This window comes from Pseudoalteromonas sp. APAL1 (assembly GCF_021532475.1).
Taxonomy (GTDB): domain Bacteria; phylum Pseudomonadota; class Gammaproteobacteria; order Enterobacterales; family Alteromonadaceae; genus Pseudoalteromonas; species Pseudoalteromonas lipolytica_C.
The window spans coordinates 1-22,180 of sequence record NZ_JAKGAW010000033.1 but is presented as its reverse complement, the minus strand read 5'-3'; the positions used below and the strand labels follow the sequence as shown (position 1 = coordinate 22,180).

At 40.4% G+C, this 22,180-nt stretch carries 11 protein-coding genes; 6 read left to right on the top strand and 5 right to left on the bottom strand.

The genetic code is table 11. The annotated features are described in order from the left end of the window. Positions 1-10 precede the first annotated feature (10 nt). On the top strand, positions 11-283 hold the full coding sequence (locus L1264_RS15245) for a hypothetical protein (RefSeq protein WP_135926332.1): 273 nt from the start codon (positions 11-13) through the stop codon (positions 281-283). 100 nt (positions 284-383) lie between these two features. On the opposite strand, the gene L1264_RS15240 is transcribed toward L1264_RS15245, so the two are convergent. Both L1264_RS15240 and L1264_RS15235 read right to left on the bottom strand, forming a co-directional pair. After that, positions 384-4,163, bottom strand: coding sequence for a S8 family serine peptidase (locus L1264_RS15240; RefSeq protein WP_199527778.1), 3,780 nt, complete (start codon positions 4,161-4,163; stop codon positions 384-386). A gap of 240 nt (positions 4,164-4,403) precedes the next feature. Continuing rightward, positions 4,404-5,057, bottom strand: coding sequence for a DUF6058 family natural product biosynthesis protein (locus L1264_RS15235; RefSeq protein ID WP_135926334.1), 654 nt, complete (start codon positions 5,055-5,057; stop codon positions 4,404-4,406). A gap of 160 nt (positions 5,058-5,217) precedes the next feature. Here L1264_RS15235 and dapA point away from each other — a divergent pair, with 160 nt between their 5' ends. From dapA to L1264_RS15220, 3 genes are all read left to right on the top strand, one after another. Next, the gene (dapA, locus tag L1264_RS15230) at positions 5,218-6,132 is read left to right on the top strand and encodes a 4-hydroxy-tetrahydrodipicolinate synthase (protein WP_135926939.1); all 915 of its coding nucleotides are present in this window, start codon (positions 5,218-5,220) and stop codon (positions 6,130-6,132) included. A 109-nt stretch (positions 6,133-6,241) separates the two neighbouring features. Further along, positions 6,242-7,543, top strand: coding sequence for a DEAD/DEAH box helicase (locus L1264_RS15225; RefSeq protein ID WP_199527777.1), 1,302 nt, complete (start codon positions 6,242-6,244; stop codon positions 7,541-7,543). Between the two features lie 199 nt (positions 7,544-7,742). Further along, on the top strand, positions 7,743-9,989 hold the full coding sequence (locus L1264_RS15220) for a DUF5916 domain-containing protein (protein WP_425343210.1): 2,247 nt from the start codon (positions 7,743-7,745) through the stop codon (positions 9,987-9,989). A gap of 20 nt (positions 9,990-10,009) precedes the next feature. Here L1264_RS15220 and L1264_RS15215 read toward each other — a convergent pair whose 3' ends face one another. The 3 genes from L1264_RS15215 to L1264_RS15205 form a co-directional block, all read right to left on the bottom strand. Next, positions 10,010-10,531: a fused DSP-PTPase phosphatase/NAD kinase-like protein gene (locus tag L1264_RS15215; protein WP_199527775.1), complete on the bottom strand. Its 522-nt coding sequence runs from the start codon at positions 10,529-10,531 to the stop codon at positions 10,010-10,012. 12 nt (positions 10,532-10,543) lie between these two features. Beyond that, on the bottom strand, positions 10,544-12,280 hold the full coding sequence (locus L1264_RS15210) for an amidohydrolase (protein ID WP_199527774.1): 1,737 nt from the start codon (positions 12,278-12,280) through the stop codon (positions 10,544-10,546). An 89-nt stretch (positions 12,281-12,369) separates the two neighbouring features. Next, positions 12,370-13,365: a Solitary outer membrane autotransporter beta-barrel domain gene (locus L1264_RS15205; RefSeq protein WP_168246758.1), complete on the bottom strand. Its 996-nt coding sequence runs from the start codon at positions 13,363-13,365 to the stop codon at positions 12,370-12,372. Between the two features lie 254 nt (positions 13,366-13,619). Between L1264_RS15205 and L1264_RS15200 the strand changes: the two genes are divergently transcribed. Together L1264_RS15200 and L1264_RS15195 are read left to right on the top strand one after the other, a co-directional pair. After that, a complete protein-coding gene (locus L1264_RS15200) occupies positions 13,620-14,294 on the top strand; it encodes an outer membrane beta-barrel protein (RefSeq protein ID WP_199527773.1) in 675 nt (224 codons plus the stop codon). Positions 14,295-14,416: 122 nt separating this feature from the next. Beyond that, positions 14,417-22,027: an Ig-like domain-containing protein gene (locus L1264_RS15195; RefSeq protein ID WP_199527772.1), complete on the top strand. Its 7,611-nt coding sequence runs from the start codon at positions 14,417-14,419 to the stop codon at positions 22,025-22,027. Positions 22,028-22,180 lie beyond the last annotated feature (153 nt).

The following is a 22,180-nucleotide window of genomic DNA, read 5'->3' as shown; positions in this document are numbered from 1 at the left end:
AGAGAGGGATATGGAAGTGAATGATATAGCTGGCCGCGAAGAACTAGATCAAAATGTAATGAACACGCTTCGCGATAAAGATCACTCTACATTAGCAAACCAAGTTGATACTTTGCTGTGTTCACATAACGACATAATAGAGCTTTTGGCTCAGTATCTAGCACTTAGTGAGCAGGATGATGATGAGCGTTTTGATCATTGGTTTGATAATCTGAGTAAAGAACAACATACCGTGGTTAAAACCTTTGAAGTCTATCGTGGACACTATGAGCATTTAGATTAGCTTATAGCTGAATTACCTAAACAAATTAACTGTTTTGTTGTTTTTTTTGAACTAAAAAAAAGCCACCCAAAGGCGGCTTTTAGTTTATAGCATTAACTTATTAGTCAAGCATGTATGCTCGCATAGTAATTTGTTCGGCAGAACTTGAACCATAGTCAGAAACGATAGTACGAATATGTACAAAGTCTCCTTTAACGCCGGTATTTGGAATAGTAGCAACCCATTCACCGTCTATTTGTTCTACTTTAGCATCAAGCCAATTTTCGGTTGAAAACTGAGTCGATACTGGACAATAAATATAAGCAGGGACTGTTTCGATACCGCATTCTTGACCGTAAGCGTATTGGAACTCTACGTTTGCAAGCGGTACTTCACCAACTCCATCGAGTAAACCTGTTAGTTTAATATGCGCCGCTTCACCCACTTGCATGCTGTTATTAATATCAACAGGTAAGTCGATCATAGGCACCAAGATAGGTTGTGCACCCTGCTGTTGTTCGTTAGCAGTAAAGGTGTAGAAGCCTTGATAGAGTGACCCTAAATGATCTTTAACAGGTGAACGCTCACCAACACCACGAGCATAAGAGCGCATTTCAAGGGTTACTTGGTGGTCGCCTGGCTCGAGTGTTAAGGTTCCTTGATATGGAAATACTGGCTCGCCATCTAAACGTAAGCCAAATGCAGAGCTGCCCATATAACCAAAAATACCGTCATGGTTTGACGCATCGCCAAACGAGGCAAGATTAAAGTAAAGTACATTAGTATCTCGACGAATAATCGGTGAACCACCGCTGCCCAAGCTACCTGCTCGAGGGCCTTTAAACCATGTTGTTGTTTCTTCGGCCCCTTCGGTCATAGCACGAGGACCGTCAAAATAAGCGCCCGCACTTTGAATTTGGTAATTAGGCATAACAACGTTAGTCCAGGCATTTTTAGCTGTCGCGGTGTAATACTCGTCTCGTACCTGAGGCAACATGATAAGTTGTGAGCTACCCGTCGAATAAAATTCACCGGTACTATTGGTCATTGCCATTACATCAGTCCAAGCTGGACGTTCATCATTTTGTGAATGGTACGAGGCAGTGATCTTATGCATTCTATGGTCAGCGATATTGATTTGCCCTGACTCAATCCTGCCATCAGTAATGTGATTAATTGAGTAAGCGTATGGCGAGCGTTCAGCGGCTATACCTGACCAACTAACAAGATTGTTGCCGGCTTCAATCTCGGCCATTAATCTTTCACCTTGTTCAGTGCTGATACCGATAACTGGTACCTTTGGTGTGCCTGTAATTGCACCTTTATAGCGACCACCACGGTCTGGACGATAGAAAATCACGCCTATGGCGCCATGTTTCATAGCATTACCAACCATGTAAGAGGTGAGATAATTTGGATTTGCAATAAGTGCAATTTTACCATCCAGATCAAACTGGCTCCAATCCGTGCTATAACCAGCATCACCGACAGGGAGAACTTCAGCAGACCCTTCACCATGGAATGATAATGCTAAACCTTGCTTGATGTAATCAAGCTTTTCGCCATTTTGCATCATGACCGTTGTCTCAGGCGCAACGGCACGAGTGGTAATGAATGAGCGAAAACGATCATCATGGCCCTGTGACCAAGCATACATCTCATTGACGTAATCTGGTGCCATCTCAATCGCTGCGAGTTTAGCTACTTTTTCATCGTCAATTGCATAGGTAAAACCAAAAGAATAGCCTTGTGGATCGAGTGGCTGATCGGCTTTAAAGGTAACTTTTTGAGCGCTGCGGGCATCAAAATCGATATGCGTTTGGCCATCAATTTTACGGTTTAAAACAGCCATCTGTGCTGCTGATTCAACTAAACCTGAGCTTGTTTGCGGGTTGTCGAATGTCATGATGTTTGCAATCAGTGTGTAGTAACCTGCAGGAACATCAATACTCGCTTTGCCGCCAGATAATCTGACCAAGCTACCCCAATCATCTTCTTCGTTGATTAGATAAAGCTTTGATGGTGAAGTGGCTGGATTGCCCCAGCGGTCGGTTAAGTTAACAGATAATTGCACGGTAGGTTGAGCAACCCAAAAAGAGACAGGAACTGTAACTTGATGATCGCTTGTTCCAACAGTCGTGCCTGTAACTCGACCTGTGATAGCACCATATGCACCGTTATTAAGTGCAACGCGTGGGTCAATCCACATAGGTACATTTGCTTCACCTTGAGCCGGTATGGTGATTGTTTTGGTATCTAAACCTGCCAGCGTAGCAGGTAATTGCGTTTTGCCATCCTCACCAATTAAATCTAGCTTCAGTTTAAGGGTAATATCTGAATCAGACGTATTAGTCAGTGTGATGTGAGTTTGTGTAAATTCATCGCTATTACTGTTTTCAAAAAAGCCTAGTTCACGGTTGGCAGGGGCAACTATAGCTTGGTTAATGGCACGGTCGATATTCATCGCACCAGCTCCTTGCTCAAGAACGTGAGAATCACCGCTAAATACTGACGAAGTTAGAACGTCTTTAATTTCTTGTGGACTAAGCTCTGCACGAGCCTGCATAACAAGCGCAGCACCACCAGCAACATGAGGCGCAGCCATTGAGGTACCCGAATAGACGCGGTATGCAGTATCGCCTAGACCACCTGAAGCAGCAGCTACAACAGACACACCTTGTGAGGCAATATCAGGCTTTGCTGAATGACCATCTGGCGATGGGCCTCGTGATGAAAATGAAGCTGTATTACCTTCTCTATCAATTGCACCAACAGTCAGTGCGCTTGGCGCGCAGCCTGGTAGACCAATTGTCTCGCGGGTAAAGCTATTACCTGCAGAAATAACAAACAGGGCTTTGTCGCTCAGCGCTTCCACCATCTCTACAAGTGGGCCACCACAGCTAGTGCCCGAGCCACCTAATGACATATTTACGATATCAGCTTGCTCGGAAAGCACAGCCCATTGCATACCATTTAATATACCGAAGGTTGAACCAGAGCCAGTATTACTCAGTACTTTACCAATGATGAGATCAGCTGCTGGGGCAACACCTACCCATTTCCCATCTGACTCATGACCATTACCTGCAACAGTTGAAGCTGTGTGCGTACCGTGTCCGTTTAAGTCATCTACACCATTGCTTGAATAGGTAAAGTCACGAGATGCAATAACACGACCTTGTAAGTCTGGGTGTTCAGTATCATAACCTGTATCAAGTACGGCTACTTTAATGCCTGCACCATTGAAGTTAATTGCAGATTCACCATAAGCACCTGTTAATGGCACAGTAGGTGTTAGGGCTGCTGATTGAGTTACTTTGTGTGCATGCACTACAGCATCCAGCCAAATACCTTCTACATCAGCTTGTGAAGCCAAAGTTTGCCAGGTTTGTGCCGCTTTTTCTTTGCTAATAGCAAACGCTGCACTATCGATTAGCTCGATTTCGCCAGTCAGAGACATGCCTGCTAAGGCTGATGGAACGGCCGCACCAGCTAGAGTTCCGTCTTTGTACTCAACAATAACAGGTAAAGCATCTGTTGACGCATCATCATAGCCAGATTCATACAGCTTATTAATGTTAAATAGTTCTAAATCGATTGCTTGAGAGTCAACAAGCGCTTGTGCATGATTAGGTACAACGTATGTGCTCTTACCGCGTTTAAAAATACTGGTGATTGCATCGGAGCCATCAGCATTGAGCAAACGAATGCCGCTAAGTTCGCCATCTTTGTTTACGACAGCAGAGACTTTATCACCGGTGATCAGGGTAAATGTAAGCGCATCTGCTTTAGTTTGATTAGTTACTACATTAGTTTGCGCTAAAGTTGGCTGAGCAAAGGTTAAACCGAGCATAGCCAAGTAGGTCGCTTTGACGCGACCAAGCCTTGGGAAAGGTTTCATCTATTCATCCTTCGTTTTAATATAATTTATTGGGAAGAAAGGAGTTATCGAGAGGCTGTCATGTTTTTAATGACCCAAAGATAACTCTTCGAGATGAATTTAACGGCTATCTAGCTGAAAACCTACAAAACAAAAGTAGCAAAATGTACTAACCAAAAGTTAACATGTGATACATTGTTGTAACTTTGTGCATGGTTTCATGGTATGTTCACTTTCAAGAAAAAACGGATTTTATAGCCGTTATTTTACTGATAAATCATATTTTGCCACCACATCATCAATGTAACGATGGCGAAGGGTATTTTTACCTTCGTGCCCGGTACCGTGACTCAATGCGCGATTCATGAGTTTGAGTGCTTTATGCAGGGTTTGGCGCTCTTCCACGCTCAAACCAGTCTTTGTCCGAAGCTCAGTAATATCATCAATAAGCAGTTTAGCAACATCAAGTTGCACAGCTTCTTCAACGAGACCATTTTGTGTTAGCACGCCATACTTGCTGCATAGAAATTGCTGCCATACTTGTTGTAAATGCTCATCTATGTCGCTACCAAACAATTCTTCGTCAATGGCAAACCCTTGTTCAGCAAGTTTAGCAAGTTGTGTTGAGTAATGTTGAGCAAAATAATTAAAGGCTTGGCATGATGAGCTTATGTCATGTTTTATGATTAATTGCCCCCAACTTGCTGCACCACGCGGGTAATAGTCTTGATACTCTTCACACTGATAAATACCTGAATATGAACTGCACTCTAATTGACTCTGCAAACAATAACTAGGTTTGGGAAATAAGCTACTTTGTTGCCAGTTTGCAAGCGTATCCTCATCAATTGAGAGGGTTTGACATAGCTCTTCAGTAGTATAAAAGTAGGTTGCCAAAAATTTGGAAAGTTGCATTATCAATTACTCACAATAAATACTGTTAATTTATACAGTATTTGATTTTGGCTTAAGTTTGATTTTTTCTCAAGTTTTTTTATTTATTGCATCAGACTACTCGGAAAATGGCTGGGTTTATGATACAACTAGCGCAAATTTTCCAAACATTAAAAAAGTTATGCGCAGCCTAGAAACAATTAAACAAGCAAGCTTGATCACTGCTATTAAAACACCTTATTTAACCAATGGTGAAATTGATCTTGCTTGTTATGACGACCTTGTTGAACAACAAATTGCAGCTGGAGTTGATGGCATTATTGTCGGTGGGACGACCGGTGAAGGTCAACTAATGAATTGGGAAGAGCACTTAATGCTAATCGCACACAGTGTGAGCAAATTCTCTGACCGCTTATTAATTGTTGGTAACACAGGAAGTAATAATACGCGTGAAGCTATAAAAGCAACTGAATATGGTTTTGCAACAGGTATGGATGCGGCGCTGCAAATTAATCCATACTATGGCCGTACGTCAATGGCTGGTGTAAAAGAGCACTTTAATCGTTTACTCGATATTGGCCCGGCGTTTATCTACAATGTTGCGGGTCGCACAGGTCAAGACTTAACACCTGATATCATTGAACCTTTGGCAAAACACAAGCATTTTATCGGTGTAAAAGAGTGCGGTGGTAATGAGCGTATCGCACATTATGAACAGCAAGGCATAGCTTGTTGGTCAGGTAATGACGATGAAGCGCATGATGCAAGGCATATTCATAATGCCCATGGCGTGATCTCAGTTACATCTAACTTAATTCCCGGCCTTTTCCGTCAATTGATGGATGAAAAAAATGAGGCACTAAATACAAAACTACAGCCACTTATGAACTGGTTATTCTGCGAGCCTAATCCGATTGCGATCAATACGGCGCTGATGATGACTGGTGCTGTGAACCCTGTGTTCCGTTTACCTTATGTGCCACTAACAAATGCGCAGCAAGAAATTGGCTTAGGTTATATTAACGAACTTAATGTTGCTGATATTGTGGGTAGTGAGGCAAATATTTTAGCTGAGCAAGACGTTATTTTGCTTTAAGTGCAGATTAAGTCATTTAGCGCATATTTAGTTAAGTTATAACTAACTAAAATCATTTTTTTTCTGTATAATTTGCGACCCTTGATATAATGGCCGCAGGTTATACAGCATGAATTTTAAATCATTTAGTTTTTCTTCTGAGCTTTTACAGGCATTAGATGAGCTTAATTTCGAAACGCTTACTCCCGTTCAACGTAGTGCAATTCCTGCGGTAAGAAAAGGCAAAGACGTACTTGTTAGTGCGCAAACTGGTACGGGTAAAACCGCGGCATTTGCATTACCAATAATCCAAAAGTTATCAGAATCAGCAGTTAGTGATAATAATGCCCCGAGTGCATTAGTGCTTGCGCCGACTCGTGAACTTGCTGAACAAATTGCTAATAATTTCAAATCGTTTGCTAAGTATACCGAACTTAAAACAGTGTGCTTATTTGGTGGTATAAATTTAGCTGGCCAAGCAAATGATCTTAAAGCGGGTGTCGATATTGTTGTAGCAACACCTGGGCGCTTACTTGATCATATTCGTTTAGGTAATATCAGCTTAGCAAGTGTAAAACATTTAGTGCTTGATGAAGCTGACCGCATGCTAGATATGGGCTTTATCAATGATATGCAAACAGTCATCAACGGCTGTAATGAAGCGCGTCAGATTTTATTATTCTCTGCCACTTTTCCTGCGGCAATTAAACAGTTTGCAAGTAAAGTTCTAAAACAACCAGAAATCATTCATGTAGACCAAACAAACAGTACCGCAGAAACAGTGCAACACGTTGTTTATCCAGTCGAAGAGCGCCGTAAACAAGAGCTTTTATCTGAATTAATTGGTAAGAAAAACTGGCAGCAAGTACTGGTTTTTGTGAACATGAAAGAAACAGCTGATGAGCTTGTTAAAGAGCTTAATCTTGATGGTATCCCTGCTGTTGTTTGTCATGGTGATAAGACGCAAGGTAACCGTCGCCGCGCATTACGTGAATTTAAAGAAGGCAAAGTTCGCGTACTAGTAGCAACCGAAGTGGCTGCGCGTGGTATTGATATTGAAGGCTTGCCGCGTGTTATTAATATCGATTTACCATGGCTTGCAGAAGACTATGTTCACCGTATTGGCCGCACTGGTCGTGCAGGAAAACCAGGTGAGGCTATCTCATTTGTTAGTCGTGAAGAAGAAAATACTTTATTCGATATTGAAAAGCTGATTGGCCAACGCATTAAACGAATCGTATTGCCTGGTTACGAAGTAAGTAACCGTGATGTATTAATTGAGAAAATAGTTAAAAAGCCATCGCATTTACGCCGTAGTCGTACAAACAAGCCATCAGGCCAAGCTACAGGTGAGGCCCGCGCAAAGAACCGTTCGCGTATTGCAAATGTGCGTAAATCATTAAAAGGCAATAAGTTAAGTCTTAAAAAATAATTTAGTTATAAAAAAGCCCCATCACTTTGAAAGGTGATGGGGCTTTTTTTTACTCTGAAATTAATACAAAAGGCGTGTTTTGTTAATTTTTGGCTGTCGAAATGTAGAATTAGGTTAACAAATGTACCTCACTGAATTACAATCGCTTTGAAATCAGTTAAATAGCGTTTTTAACGCATCAGTCTCTAAATGGATGTTTATGCAGTACTTAAAAAGAATAATAAATCAAATCATCGCCCCTACCTGTTTATTTAGTGTTATCAGCATGCCTTTTTACACACATGCATTTGATAAAGCAGAATTTTCGCTTGCCCATATTAAAGAGTCTATTAGTGTTGATGGTGTGATGGATGAGCCTCACTGGAAATATGCGACAAAAGTGCCTTTGAAATATCAAAATGAACCGACCGAAAAAGGCACACCACTTGTTCAAACTGATGCGTTTATATACGAAGATGGTAAATACTTATATGTTGGGTTTATTGCAAAAGACAATGACCCTTCACAAATTCGCGCCGCTCTTCGTGATCGCGATACTCTTTGGCAAGACGATAATGTTGCCTTGATGATAGATACTTTCAATGATGAACGTACCGGCTATGAGTTTTACGTAAACCCCCTTGGTGCGCAAGGCGATATGCGCATGACTGATATTGATGATTGGGTGGAAGACCCATCATGGGATGCTATTTGGGATAGTGCAGGGCAAATAACTGACGATGGGTATGTGGTTGAAATGCGTATTCCATTCACAGCACTTCGGTTTCCAAAAGACCAAACGGAGTTAACGTGGAGCTTTGCAGTTTGGCGAAACTACCCGCGTGATGTGTATTATCAGATGTCGAATGTTGGCTTTGACCGAGATGTAAAATGTAGTTTTTGTCAGTTTGATAAACTTACTGGTTTTGCCAACATGACTGAAAGCCAAAACATTCAGCTTACACCAACTTTAACGGCGCTTCGTCATGATACCAAAGACACAGTGCCAGGTGATTGGCAAAATGGTGATATTGATACTGAAGCAGGGTTAGATTTACGTTGGGGGGTGACTCAAGATGCGGTAATTAACGCCACTATTAACCCTGATTTTTCTCAAGTAGAAGCAGACTCTTTAGAGCTTGATGTAAATACAACTTACTCGATTTATTATGCTGAAAAGCGTCCATTCTTTTTAGATGGTGCGTCTTATTTTAATACAAGCCAACTAGAGCTTTTATATACGCGAATGATTGCTGAACCTGATGTCGGTTTGAAGTTAACAGGCAAAACCGGCGCACACAGTTATGGCTTTATGTACGCTGACGATCAGAATACCAGTGTATTGTTACCGACTAATCAAGGTTCAGGTTTTGCGAATTTGGCGGATAAAACGCAAGCTGTGGCAGGGCGTTATCAATTTGATATAGGCCAAAAAGGGACGATTGGCGTAATGAGCACCCACCGCGAAAATGATGATTACCATAATACGGTATTATCGATAGATGGGAGTTATTGGTTTAACCAGTCAGATAGTTTGCAGTATCAAGTAGCAACGACAGACACTACGAATGCAGACTTTTTAGTAGACTATTACGGGGTTGATAAAAATCAATCGGATCAAGCTTATGCCATTGAGTTTACAAGAACTAAACGTGATTATGAGCTGTATGCGAGCTACGAAAATATCGGCGAGGAGTATCGTTCAGATCTCGGTTATCAGGCGAAAGTCGATTATGAAAAAATTGAACTAGGCGGTGGGCAAACTTGGTATCGCAATGCTGATGATGCTATTACTGAGTATAGCTATAACGCCGAGTGGGATAAAACGTGGGCACAAAATGGTGACCTACTTGAAGAAGAGTATGATGGCTATTTTACTTTTAAAGGTAAGATGCAGTCGCAAACCGAAATTGGTTTTATTCATCGTAATGAGTTTTATGCCGGTGAGTTCTTTAATCAGAACATAGGTTATATCTACGGCGGTTTTAGGCCCATTCGGGATGTTCGTTTCTTATTGTATGCTCAATATGGCAGCAAAATTGACTACAGTAATGCAGCTCTAGGTACTATGGTGCGAATTGAACCTGAAATGACATGGGATATTAACGATCATTGGCAAGTGCAACTTGAGCATAGTTATAGCTACCTAGATAACGAACAAAATGAACGTGTTTATACGGCGAACTTAACCGATTTACGCGTTTATTATAAATTTAATATGCGCTCAATGTTAAAGCTTGTTTTGCAGTTTGAAGATGTTGATCGAAATAATGAAGCTTATCGGTTTGATGTAAGCCAAACTAACCGTGATTATGGCAGTCAGTTAGTGTATTCATACAAAATTAACTCACAGACGCTGTTTTACTTAGGTTATTCAGACAAAGGTTATCAAGACGATTCGTTGCAAGGTGTTGAGCGCGATCAACGTACATTTTTTACCAAGCTAAGCTATGCATGGCAGCTTTGATAAATTTAAAATTGGTCAGCTTAGTGCTGACCAATTTCTTCTTTTATTTTGTTTCTTACCACAGGCTCTAAACTCTTTAGTCCCCATTGTTTTCCAATTTCAACAGCATCATCTATTGGCTTTTTCAAAGTGACACCATGATAGAGCGCAACTAGCGCGCCTACACGATTACTACTGGCGCAATGAACTAAGGTAGTATGCTGAGATTGATGATCCAACAAGTTGTGTAATTTGGTCGCATTTTCTAGGGTGATGTCGGCTTTTGATTGCACTGGAATAGGGTAGTAGTTTAACCCTAATCCTTTAACTACCTCTTGCTCTGACCAACTCGTTTCATTGTCGCCGCGTAAATTGATAATGGTATCAACCCCCAGCGCTTTTAATTTTGCAAAGTCTGATTGGCTCGGTTGACCTGATGTATAAACGTGTTCAGATTGGGCATGTAAATTTAAAATATCGAGTTGTATGCTGGTTGCTTGCTCAGCTAGTGCTGTAAATGATAATAAGACTATGAACATTGTTTTTATGAGTTTATTGATCATCTTTCTATTCCATTATTGTTTTGTGTAAACGGTTTTACCGCGACTGATAGTGTATAAAATTTGCAGTTTATGTAGGTTTTCTGGCTCAATTTTAAGTGGGTTTTTATCCAAAATGATTAAATCAGCTTGCATCCCCTGTTTTAATTGCCCTTTTGATGCTTCTTCAAAATGTTGATACGCAGGCCAAGTGGTCATTGCTTGTAGTGCAGTATAAACAGAGACGCGTTGGTCTGGGCCAAGTACTTGGTTAGTGCGTGTTGTGCGATTAACTGTCGCATCGAGAACGCGCATCGCATTTGGCAATGCTACTGGTGCATCGTGATGGGTACTAAACATCAACCCTTGCTCTTTGACCGCATTGGTTGGTGAAATATAATCAGCACGCGGATGGCCAAGTACCGAATCTACATGCCAATCGCCCCAATAAAAGGTATGCATTGGGAAGAGCGACGGAAAAATACCTAATTCTTTAAGGCGATTTACCTGCTCTTGACGAATTGTTTGACCATGAATCAGCACCGGGCGGCGGTCTTTTTTCCCTAATTTATTGTTGGCATTTTCAACAGCATCTAAAAATTGTTCAATTGCGGCATCTCCATTGGCATGGGTCATAACCTGCCAGCCATTAGCAAAGGCAGTCTCAACATATTCAAATGCTTGTTCATCATTAAAGGTAGGATAACCTAAATAGCCAGCTTCTTGACCTTCAGGTGCTTTAAGGTAGGGGGCTGATAACCAGGCTGTTTTACCCTGTGGAGAGCCATCAAAATTAAGTTTTACACCACCAATCCGAAACTGATTCGTGTAGCTTTTACTATTATAGGCTGAGTCCATAAAGCTGCTGCTGGTGGCCATATCGGCATATGCAACCACATCAATCACAAATTTATTCGCTTTTGAAGCTCTTACCATTGAATCATAGGCTTCTTGAGTTGCTCGGCCCTCTTGTGCTGTGGTGTAGCCGTATTTTGTATAGAGTTTTTGTCCTTCTTGTAGCATTAAATCTTGTAACTCAGGACCAAAAGACTTCATGAGTTTAAACAGTAAACCAAAGTGCGCATTTTCTTCGAGCACCCCATTGGGTTCTTGTGAGTTCGCCATACGACGAATTAGCCCGCCTTTAGGGTTTTCTGAGTTTTCGTCGATGCCCGCCATGGCTAAGGCTTTACTGTTTGCGACACTTAAGTGACCCGAGGTATGAATGATAATGACTGGCTTTTCGGTGCTAACGCGGTCTAAGTCCATTTTAGTCGGGTATCTATCAAGCTCAGCATCATCGTAACCAAACCCTAATATAGCACCGGTTTTTTCGATAAATGTTGTGTAATCAGGGTTAAGCTGTGCGGCTGTAAGAATATTAACGATTTGCTCAACACTGTTGGCATCACCATCAGGGCTCGGTAATAAATTGGCTACCATAGCCTGTAACCCAACACCATAGACATGGCTATGGCCATCAACAAAGCCCGGCATTAAGGTTTTACCTTGTAGATCAACTAGCTTTGTTTTGCCAAACTTATGCTCAAGTGCTTTACTTTTATCACCAACAAAGATGATTTTGTCGCCTTGCGTTGCAATTGCTTGTGCGTACTTTGGTTCATCACTTGTCATGGTGAGAATATCGCCACCGTAATAAATAGCATCTGCTACGCTAACTTGGAGTGGTAGTGTTTTAGCTGTTTGTTCTGGGGCTTTATCACAGGCCGTTAAAGCGAGTAATGAACAGGCAAGTGCGAGGTGATGTTTCATATATCTTCCATGTATATTAGCTAATAATTATGTCGTTGAGTAATATAAGAATATAGTCTGTTTAAAAATTTTTTCTTTTAAAAATGGACTTAAATTTCATTAAAGTATAAGACAATTGCAGCACCATCTAGGCTGCTACCGTTATGGATGTTGATGCCAATACCAAAATTGTTGAACCAAGACGTCCAGCGCTGTGCATCCCATAAAAAGCCTATACCATACTCATAAAAATGATCAGTTCCGAATGCAACTCGACTATCACCACCTAAGTCGATACGTTGTCCTTTGATATAAAATGCTTGCTCAAATGGTCCAATCTTAAACATGTTAAACGTTGCTTTAATACCATTTAGTGTTCGCCAAGTTTCAGGGGCTGCATTATGTATACCGTCAGGGTGAGATAGTGCCCAGCCATAGTAATAATTAAAGTTAAGCTTATATTCGTAATAGCCCCAATATCTAGGCAGGCGATAAATCATGGTTGCATTAGGGTTTAACACCAGTGCATTGCTATTAAGATTGGTGTAAAGGTTATCAGTTAAAGGCTTTAAATTACGCCTAGACTCGGGAGAGTTGTAGTCGTAATCATTGTTGTAATGTAAGTAGTGAGTATTCAAACCAAATTGATATGACCACTTAGAGCCAAGAGCTTTTTCTGCGTTAAAGCCGAGCATCCCGTTATACACAGTTTCAGAAATATAGTCGTCAGCTACATTATCAAACAGCGAAATGAAATCTGATTGATTTAGGTAGCTGATCCGACTTACTACATTAATGTTGTGTTGGTAGATAGGGTTATTTACCTGCCATTTAAGCGGAATGCTGTAGAGTTTTAACTTCTTTCTCAGTGCTATGCTGTCTTCTTCATTGACAGTATTTTGTGGGTTAAATATGGTTTGAGGATCAAAATCACCAAATCCTAAAGTAATGCTGTCACCATCAGTTAAAACCAATGAGGTGGCAAATGCTGATTCAAGTTGTTTCGTTGGATTTGCATCACTGTATGAGCAGTAGATCAAAGCCCACACTGTGCACAGAGTAAAAACCTTTTTAATACGGTTATTCATCAAAACTTTAAATCTCATATAAAAGCATTGTAAATTCAGTGGCATGAATCTTGTTGTGTTGGTACCTAATTGGTATCCATATCATATAAAACCCCTCCCTCGGAACTAGTAACAAAGGGTGTCGGAATTTTCACAAACTCACCTTGAATCAGAATTTTCTCATTCGAACTCGTAATATTTTAATCTAATGTAAATGGTATGTACAAAGTGGATGTTCGTAATTAACAGTGGATACGTTGCAATTAGATTCAATCTGTTCAAGAGGTCCCACTTTGAATGCTTCATATTTTAATGCTAGTTCAAATGGCTTTGTTTTTAAGCTTGCTACATTCATCCTATTTGCTGGTTCTTTATTTTGCAGTCAACAGGGCAAAGCTGAGCAAACAGGCTGGTTTTTATCAGGACAAATAGGTTCAGCTTCAACAGACCTCAGCAAAAAAAAACTAACGTCATCATTAATTGAACAAGGAGCCATAATTAACTCTGTGTCGATTAAGGACTCAGATACAGGTTATCAAGCTGCAATTGGTTATAAATTCAATTCGTTCTACTCACTGCAAGTTGGTTATGTAGATTTTGGCGAAAGACATTTCAGCTTTACTGGTGAAGTCACCAACATAGACAGCTTACACAGTACCATGGAACAAATTTACCCAGAATCAGCAAAGGGGCCGCAAATATCACTTTTAGCATCGTGGCCTGTTACCAAAGAGATATCACTGACTGGTAAGTTGGGGTATTTAGATTGGCAACAAGATTACCAATACCAAATAGACTCTTCACAGCTATTTAATGCAAAACGAAGTGGCAACAGTGTCACCTTTGGCATTGAAGCAAGTATTGCTGTTTTTAAAAGTACTCAAGTTTTTATTAGTTACGACCACGCAGCGCTGGATGCAACTGATGCTTCGATGCTCTCTATTGGCGCAAGATATTACTTCGACTAACTCATTATCGATGTGCGCAAGGGGCGTACATTTTAAATTATCTCAAGGAATAGCTGAGAATCTGAGTAAATCATTTTGATGATATTACTCACAGCTTGAAGTTTCTACAGGAACACTACGTCATGCTATCAACAATTATTAAATACCTATACCTAATAGCGCTTATTGCGCCTATGTCTATATTGGCTATGCCAATAACAATCATTGCACCGAACGAGACTTTCACACTCGATGTTGAGCCAAGTGACAGCATTGATACGGTAAAAGGCCTTGTTGAGCAGCAGACGAGTATCGAGCAAGCTCGGCAAATTATCACCTTTAATGGTCAAACATTAGAAAATGGTCGGTCATTGTCTGATTATAATGTGCAAAAAAATTCAACATTAAATGTAACTAAATCGAATGTAGCGCCTAGCTTGAGTGTTAGCGCCTGGGAATCATTAGGCAGTACTAGGTTTGCTGGGTCATCTAACAGTGGGAACCATTCAAGAATTAGACTGGATGCTAACGATGTGCCATGGGTAATTTTCGCTGATACATCAGAGCATAATGGTAGCGTCATGAAGTTCAATGGCACAGATTGGGAATATGTTGGAAATAAAAATATTGCAAATGGTGACATTTATTACACAGATATCATTTTTGATAGTAATAATACCCCATACATTTCTTTTGCAGATGAAGGTAACTCAGGCAGGTTAAGAGTGTTGAGTTTTAATGGGAGTAATTGGAATGATGTAGGCTCACTTATATCGAGCGGCTTAGGTTTTTACTCTAATTTAGCATTTGATAATAATGGTGTTTTACATGTTGTTTATAATGATAGTAACTTCAGCAATAAAGCTGTTTTAAAAAAGTATAATGGTGCTAATTGGGTAAGGGTGGGTGTTGAAGGGTTTTCACTAGCAAAAGCAGCCTACACTGATCTTGCTTTTGATAGTACAAATACGCCTTACGTTTCATTTAGAGACTTTTCTTTAGATTCCACTAGTGCTTCAGTTATGTCGTTTGATGGCTCATCTTGGGGATATGTCGGCAAAGCCGGTGTTTCAAATGTCGAAGGAAATTACACGAATATAGCAATTGACAGCAAGGACAATATATTATTGAGCACTAAAACCGAAATTAGCCGACTTACAAAGAGACTTTCACTTTATAAATTTGATGGTACAAGCTGGACTATACTCCACGAAGATATCACTGGTGACGCAGTATTTTCTCCCGACTTTGTATTGGGAAAGAACGATATACCCTTTATATTTGTTACAGACTATGGAGTTGATCCAAACAGAGGGAGTGTCGTAACTTATCAAAATAACTCTTGGCAGTTTGTTGGAGCTAGGGGATTTAGCGAAGCTTTCACTGACTTTAATCGTATAGCTCTTGATAGCCAAAACACACCTTATGTTTTTTATGCCGATGGTAATTCATTGGCACAAGGCACGGTAAAAAAATATACTTCAACATCTTTCTCTGATTCTTCTCAATCTATTAATCAAGGGATATCAATAGGAAACCCGTTTCAAGATGTAAAAGTTTCTGATAATGATGATGATAATGTTCTACTTACAATTTCACTTTCGGATACTGTCGCAGGTGACTTTTCAGGTAGTGCTAGTGGAAATGCAGTGTATAGCTATGATGCAAATTCAGGTGTATTAACAATATCTGGAAGTGCCAGTGATGTAAATGCCACTATTGATAACTTAACCTTTTCTCTGGACAGTAACTACATTGGTGAATTTACATTCACCACCGAACTTACTGATGGCACTGAAAGTGTAACGCCTGTCCTTTTAACTTATTCAGTAAATGCAATAAACCAAGCTCCTTCTATTGCGATTAATACAGGACTTCCAATTAATGAAGGCGATTCAAAAGTTATTACTAATAGTATGTTATCTGCAAAAGATAGTGATGACTCTGGGACAGGGTTAACATATACGCTTAAATCAGTACCTACGAATGGTAGTTTGTTTGTCGATGCTAATGATAATGGTAGTTTAGACTCAGGTGAGGGACTTGCTGTGAATGGCACGTTTACCCAGCAAACACTTGATGATTCAAAGCTTTATTATAAGCATGATGGTAGTGAAACTACGTCAGATAGTTTTAATTTTGACTTAGCTGATGGAGGAGAAGACTCTGTCGAACCAATTACAAATCAAGTCTTTAGTATCACAGTCATCCCAGTTAATGATCTACCCGTCATTGAATCTGAACCTGTTAAAGTTGTGCAAGTTGGTCAGTTATATACATATAAAATTATAGCCACTGATGCAGACAATGATGCGATAACGATTATCGTTTCTTTCGGCGATACATTTCCTAGTTGGCTCTCTTATAGTGCCGTAACGAGAACTATAACAGGTCTCCCAGAACAAACGGATATTGGCACTTACCCTATCACGATTCATGTACTTGAAAATGGAGTTGAAAAACTTAAACAAGAATATTCTTTAAGTGTAACTCGCAAGAACGAGGCGCCTGTTATTACTTCCTCTGCACAGGTATGGGCAACTGAAGACACTGAATATTTATATTCAGTTAAGGCAAGTGATGCGGATATAGGTGATACCCTTACATTTAGTGCAATTGGTTTACCTAGTTGGCTAACAATTGATTCAAAAACTGGCGTTTTATCAGGCACACCAACAAATGATGATGTTGGCACGCATTATGTTGCCGTTGTTGTAGCAGATTCTTTAAATGCATCGGACAGACAGGATTTTGTTATTAATGTTGCTAATGTTAATGATAAACCAACTATCACATCTACTCCTGTCGCAACAGCAACAGAGGGCGAGCTCTATAGTTATAAGTTTACTGCAGTAGATGTTGATCCTGGTGATTCGATCACATACTCAGGTTTAAATCTGCCTTCTTGGTTAACCTTTAATAGTGTCAGCCAAGTCTTAAGTGGTACTCCCACAAACGAAAATGTTGGGAAACATGCGATTACCTTGCTTGCTGTTGATTCAAAGAATGAAGCAAGTACTCAGAAATTTACGCTGACAGTTTTGAATGTTAATGATGCGCCTGTCAGCCAAAATGATACAGCTAGTGTTGATGAAGATAACATTGTTGCGATAAATGTCTTAGAGAATGACACTGATGTCGATAGTCAACTGAACCCTGCTAGTGTGATGGTTGTGACACCCCCAGAGCATGGTAAAACGAGTCTAAATACAGCAACGGGGGTAATTACCTATACCCCGAATAAGGACTACAACGGCAAAGATAGTTTTACTTATACTGTAGAGGATATGGAAGCCAGTCGTTCGAATACTTCAATTGTCTCGATAACTATCAATGCAGTGAATGATGCTCCGATTGCTCTAGGTGATGAGATCACAACAGACGAAGACATGGCGGTCGAAATCGATGTGGTGGCAAACGATAAAGATATTGATAGTAATGATGCAATTGATCTATCAACTCTCGAAGTCGTTACATTGCCTGAAAATGGGGATGCCAAAGTAAGTAATGAACTGATTATATATACACCAAAAGCCAACTTTAGTGGCAGCGATTCGTTTACATATCGTATTGCTGATAAAGCAGGGGCATTTTCTAAAAGTGCCACTGTGCTGATCACTATTGGTGAGATTAATGACGCACCTGTTGCAAGCGCTGATACGTTTGAGTTAAACGAAGATATCCCTACGATACTTTCTATTTTAGATAATGACGTCGATGTTGACAGTGAGTTATTGGTAAAAAATGTAACAGTTACAAAAGATCCAAGTCATGGTGTTTTAAATATTGATAGTGAATCAGGACAAATCACCTACACGCCACAAAGTAACTATTTTGGTAGTGATGGCTTTAGCTATGCGGTTAAAGATGAACAATCTCTTATGTCAAATATTGCACCTGTTAACTTAACTATTAAAAGCATAAACGATGCTCCAATAGCTAACAATGATACAGCCGTGATTTTGGAAGACACACTTCATAATATCAATGTGTTAGGAAACGATTCTGATGTTGATGGTAGTCTAGATGAAAGCAGTATTGAAATTGTGAACGCCCCACTTCAAGGTATTGCTATCGCGTCTCAGGGAGTTATAAGTTACACACCTAATGCCAATAGCAATGGCGAGGATACGTTTACCTATCGGGTAAAAGATGATCTAGGTGAATGGTCAAACGCAGCGCGCGTGTCATTAACAGTCACACCTGTAAATGATGCACCGTTAGCTAACAATGATACTGTGCAAATAAATGAAGATGAATCAATAGTGATAAATGTGATTATCAATGATGATGACGTAGATGGCAGCATTGATGTTTCTTCACTGCAAATCGTGGATTCTCCTTCTTTCGGGCAGGTTGTGAACAATGCAGATGGTACGTTTGCATATACACCTACTAGTAACTATGTAGGAATCGATTCATTCAGTTATACCCTTTTTGATAACGAAGGTGCTAAATCCAATATTGCTTCAGTGACTATTACCATCTTGTCTGTAAATGATGCGCCTGTTATTGAATCGGCAGCGTTAACTTCTGCGACACAAGATGAGTTTTATAGTTATACATTAGTTATCAATGATGTAGACAGTGCTGATAGCTATAAGTTGAGCGCCCCAGAACTGCCAGGTTGGCTTAATTTTAATCTTGCAACAGGTGAGCTAAGTGGTACACCCACTAATGATGATGTGGGCACTCATGCTGTTACTTTATTAGTAACTGATGCTGAAGGGTTAACTGATACACAAACCTTTGTTATCACAGTTGCCGATGTTAACGATGAAGCAACCGGTGGTATTAGTATCAGTGGCGAGGCTAAACAAGGCCAAACCCTGCGTGTTGAGTCAACCATTGAAGACCCTGATGGCGTAGGTGAATTTACCTATCAATGGATGCGCAATGGGGTATTAATTTCAGGTGCAACACTATCGGAGTACATGCTAACCGATGCTGATATCGGCGCGACGATAACGGTTGTAGTAACCTATGTTGATGGCAACGGTAATACTGAGACCTTTACATCGGGTGCAACCAGCCCTGTTATTATTGCAAACACTGCGCCTGTGGCTAACGGTGAACAACTTAGCACAAATGAAGACGAGAGCATCACCTTTACACTCAGCTATTTTGATGACAATGGCGATGATCTGACATTCAACCTAGTGACACCGGTTAGTAATGGTACGTTAACGATGGATGCTAATAGTTTCACGTACCAGCCTAATGCTGACTTTTACGGTACTGACAGTTTTAGTTATCAAGTATCAGATGGAAAAGTAAGTTCAGAGCTTGCCACCGTTACTATCATAGTAAATCCAGTAAGTGATGCACCTATCTCTGTGCCGGATAGCTTTACGATTAATACTGACTTAAATGAGTTTGTGATTTTAGACGTGCTGGCAAATGATCGTGATGCAGATGGCGATGAGTTAACTATTCTAAATGCTACAGCCAGTGCAGGTGTTGTCCGGATTGTTGATAATAAGCTTGAGTATCTCGCACCTGTTGGAATGACTGGTGAAGTTGTAATCACTTATCAAATTAGAGATAGCAGTGGTGAAATAACCGAAGTGACTTTAGTTGTTTCGTTAGTCTCAACATCACAGAACATTACAATTACAGCGCCAGATGACAGAACAATTGCATCTGAGGGCTTATTCACAAAAGTAAACATGGGAACGGCGATTGCACTTGATTCTTTAGGTAACCCAGTGCGAGTAACAGCTAGCTCTAAAGGATTTTTTGCATCAGGTACCCATACCGTTGTGTGGACTGCTGGTGAAGGCAGTGACCAAGTCTCGGCAACACAGCTGATCCATGTTGTACCCCAAGTCAACTTTAGTAAAGACCAAACAGCTACAGAAGGGACAACAGTGACGATTAAAGCCATTCTCAATGGTGATGCAGTAAGTTACCCTGTTATTGTTCCATACTCAGTGTCAGGCGATGCAACACAAGGGCTTGACCATGATTTAGTGGATGGAGAGTTTGTCTTTAACAAAGGACAGCGAGAGGCGCAACTTGTTGTAAATTTAGCACAAGATGAGTATGAAGAAGGCAGCGAAACAGTCGTAGTTAGCCTGTCTGATCCACAAAGTGCTGTAATTGGTCCTTTAGGTACACATACATTGACAATTGCAGAGGGTAATGTCGCACCAAGCGTACAATTATTTGCAAGTCAAAACGGCCTTACTAGTCGAATAATAGATAAGCATGCCGGTGAAGTGACGATTAGTGCATTAGTGATCGATGCAAACTTAGCTGATACCCATAGTTATGATTGGAGTGTGTCGAGCGACAGTATTATAGATATCGATCAGATTGACGATCAATTTAGCTTTGACCCTAGCAATGTGGAAAATGGTACTTATCAATTTACCATTGTTGCCAGTGATGGTGATAAAACAGGCTCAATGAAATTAGAATTAACAATTTTAGAGTCTGCACCGTTACTCACTTCAGAAGATACCGATTTTGACGGTATTAGTGATCTACAAGAAGGTTATGGTGACAGTGATAATGACGGTATTCCTGATTATATCGATTCAGTCTCTTTGGCGAAAAATGTGTTGCAAGAGAAGTTCAACGAAAGTGAGTTTTTCTTAATGGAAACAGAGCCAGGCTTGCAGCTTAGCCTAGGACATGTTGCCTTTGTTGCACATGGTACGCAAACGGGAATTACTGGGGAAGAAGTTGAGCAATTCGCAAGTAACAGTCAAAACAACGTTGTTGATGCAAGCTTTAACTATGAAAATGGTGTATTTGACTTCAATGTGACTGATATACCAGTGCCAGGGCAATCTGTGAGTATTGTTATGGCGCAATTTTCTCCGGTTCCGAGCAATGCGGTTTATCGCAAGTTGATGCCTACAGGTTGGACTGAGTTTGTCGTAGATAGTAAGAATAGTATCGCTTCAGCACCGGGTGTTGAAGGGTTCTGCCCACCACCTCGTGATGCACAATATGAAGAAGGCTTAAAAGAAGGCTACTGGTGTGTGCAATTGACTATCGAAGATGGTGGTCCTAATGATGCGGATGGACTAGTCAATCGTGCAATCGAAGACCCAAGTGGTTTAGCAACGTTAGCCGGCACAAATACTAAACCTGATGCGCAAAACGATACTGTTGTGGTTAAACGTAATACAGCTGCTTATCTTGATGTGTTATCAAATGATAGTGATGCTGATGGTGACTCATTGACATTAACATCTGCCTCAGTTGATATTGGCCAAGTTAGTATTGCTAATAATCAATTGTATTTCACTCCACAAGCAGAGCATCTAGGAACGGCAAGCATTACCTATGCAATCTCTGATGGTCAAGGTGGTTCAAGCTACGCTAAGGTAAATGTTGATGTTGTTGAAAATAAAGCACCAAGTATTTCTCTCATCGTGGATGTAAGCACTGAGGATCAAAACCCAGTAACTGTAGACGTTTTAGCAAATGTGTCAGATGAAGATAATAATTCATTCATTATTATTTTCGCATCGGCAAATAATGGTACGGTCATTATCAATACTGATAACACCTTAACCTATACACCAAACGTTGGTTTTGAAGGGATCGATACGGTGACATTTACAGTATCAGACGGTGATGGTGGTACTGTTGAGGGGCAATTTAATGTTTTAGTGAACTCTAAAAAACGGGTAACTGTTGAGAGTAAAACACGTGGAGGTTCATTGCCTCTAGGTTTAATTGTTTACCTCTTCTTCTATACGCTTTATAGACGTTACTCGCAAAAAGTACGCCGTTAAAAAATAAAAAAGCCAAGCATTAGCTTCAATGCCGATCAGTTAAGCAATTGACATTTGGCATAATAGGATCAAAATCCGATGATCACAGGTCATCGGATTTTTTTATGCCCCTTAATCATAGCTTCGCCAATATTTCATCATTTATCGATTCTA

What these genes read in the sequence shown, in the direction of transcription:
- L1264_RS15245 (WP_135926332.1), top strand. Translation starts at nt 11, where the DNA reads ATGGAAGTGAATGATATAGCTGGCCGCGAAGAACTAGATCAAAATGTA.
- L1264_RS15210 (WP_199527774.1), bottom strand. Translation starts at nt 12,280, where the DNA reads ATGAAACATCACCTCGCACTTGCCTGTTCATTACTCGCTTTAACGGCC.
- L1264_RS15235 (WP_135926334.1), bottom strand. Translation starts at nt 5,057, where the DNA reads ATGCAACTTTCCAAATTTTTGGCAACCTACTTTTATACTACTGAAGAG.
- L1264_RS15215 (WP_199527775.1), bottom strand. Translation starts at nt 10,531, where the DNA reads ATGATCAATAAACTCATAAAAACAATGTTCATAGTCTTATTATCATTT.
- L1264_RS15220 (WP_425343210.1), top strand. Translation starts at nt 7,743, where the DNA reads ATGCAGTACTTAAAAAGAATAATAAATCAAATCATCGCCCCTACCTGT.
- L1264_RS15240 (WP_199527778.1), bottom strand. Translation starts at nt 4,163, where the DNA reads ATGAAACCTTTCCCAAGGCTTGGTCGCGTCAAAGCGACCTACTTGGCT.
- L1264_RS15225 (WP_199527777.1), top strand. Translation starts at nt 6,242, where the DNA reads ATGAATTTTAAATCATTTAGTTTTTCTTCTGAGCTTTTACAGGCATTA.
- dapA (WP_135926939.1), top strand. Translation starts at nt 5,218, where the DNA reads ATGCGCAGCCTAGAAACAATTAAACAAGCAAGCTTGATCACTGCTATT.
- L1264_RS15195 (WP_199527772.1), top strand. Translation starts at nt 14,417, where the DNA reads ATGCTATCAACAATTATTAAATACCTATACCTAATAGCGCTTATTGCG.
- L1264_RS15205 (WP_168246758.1), bottom strand. Translation starts at nt 13,365, where the DNA reads ATGAGATTTAAAGTTTTGATGAATAACCGTATTAAAAAGGTTTTTACT.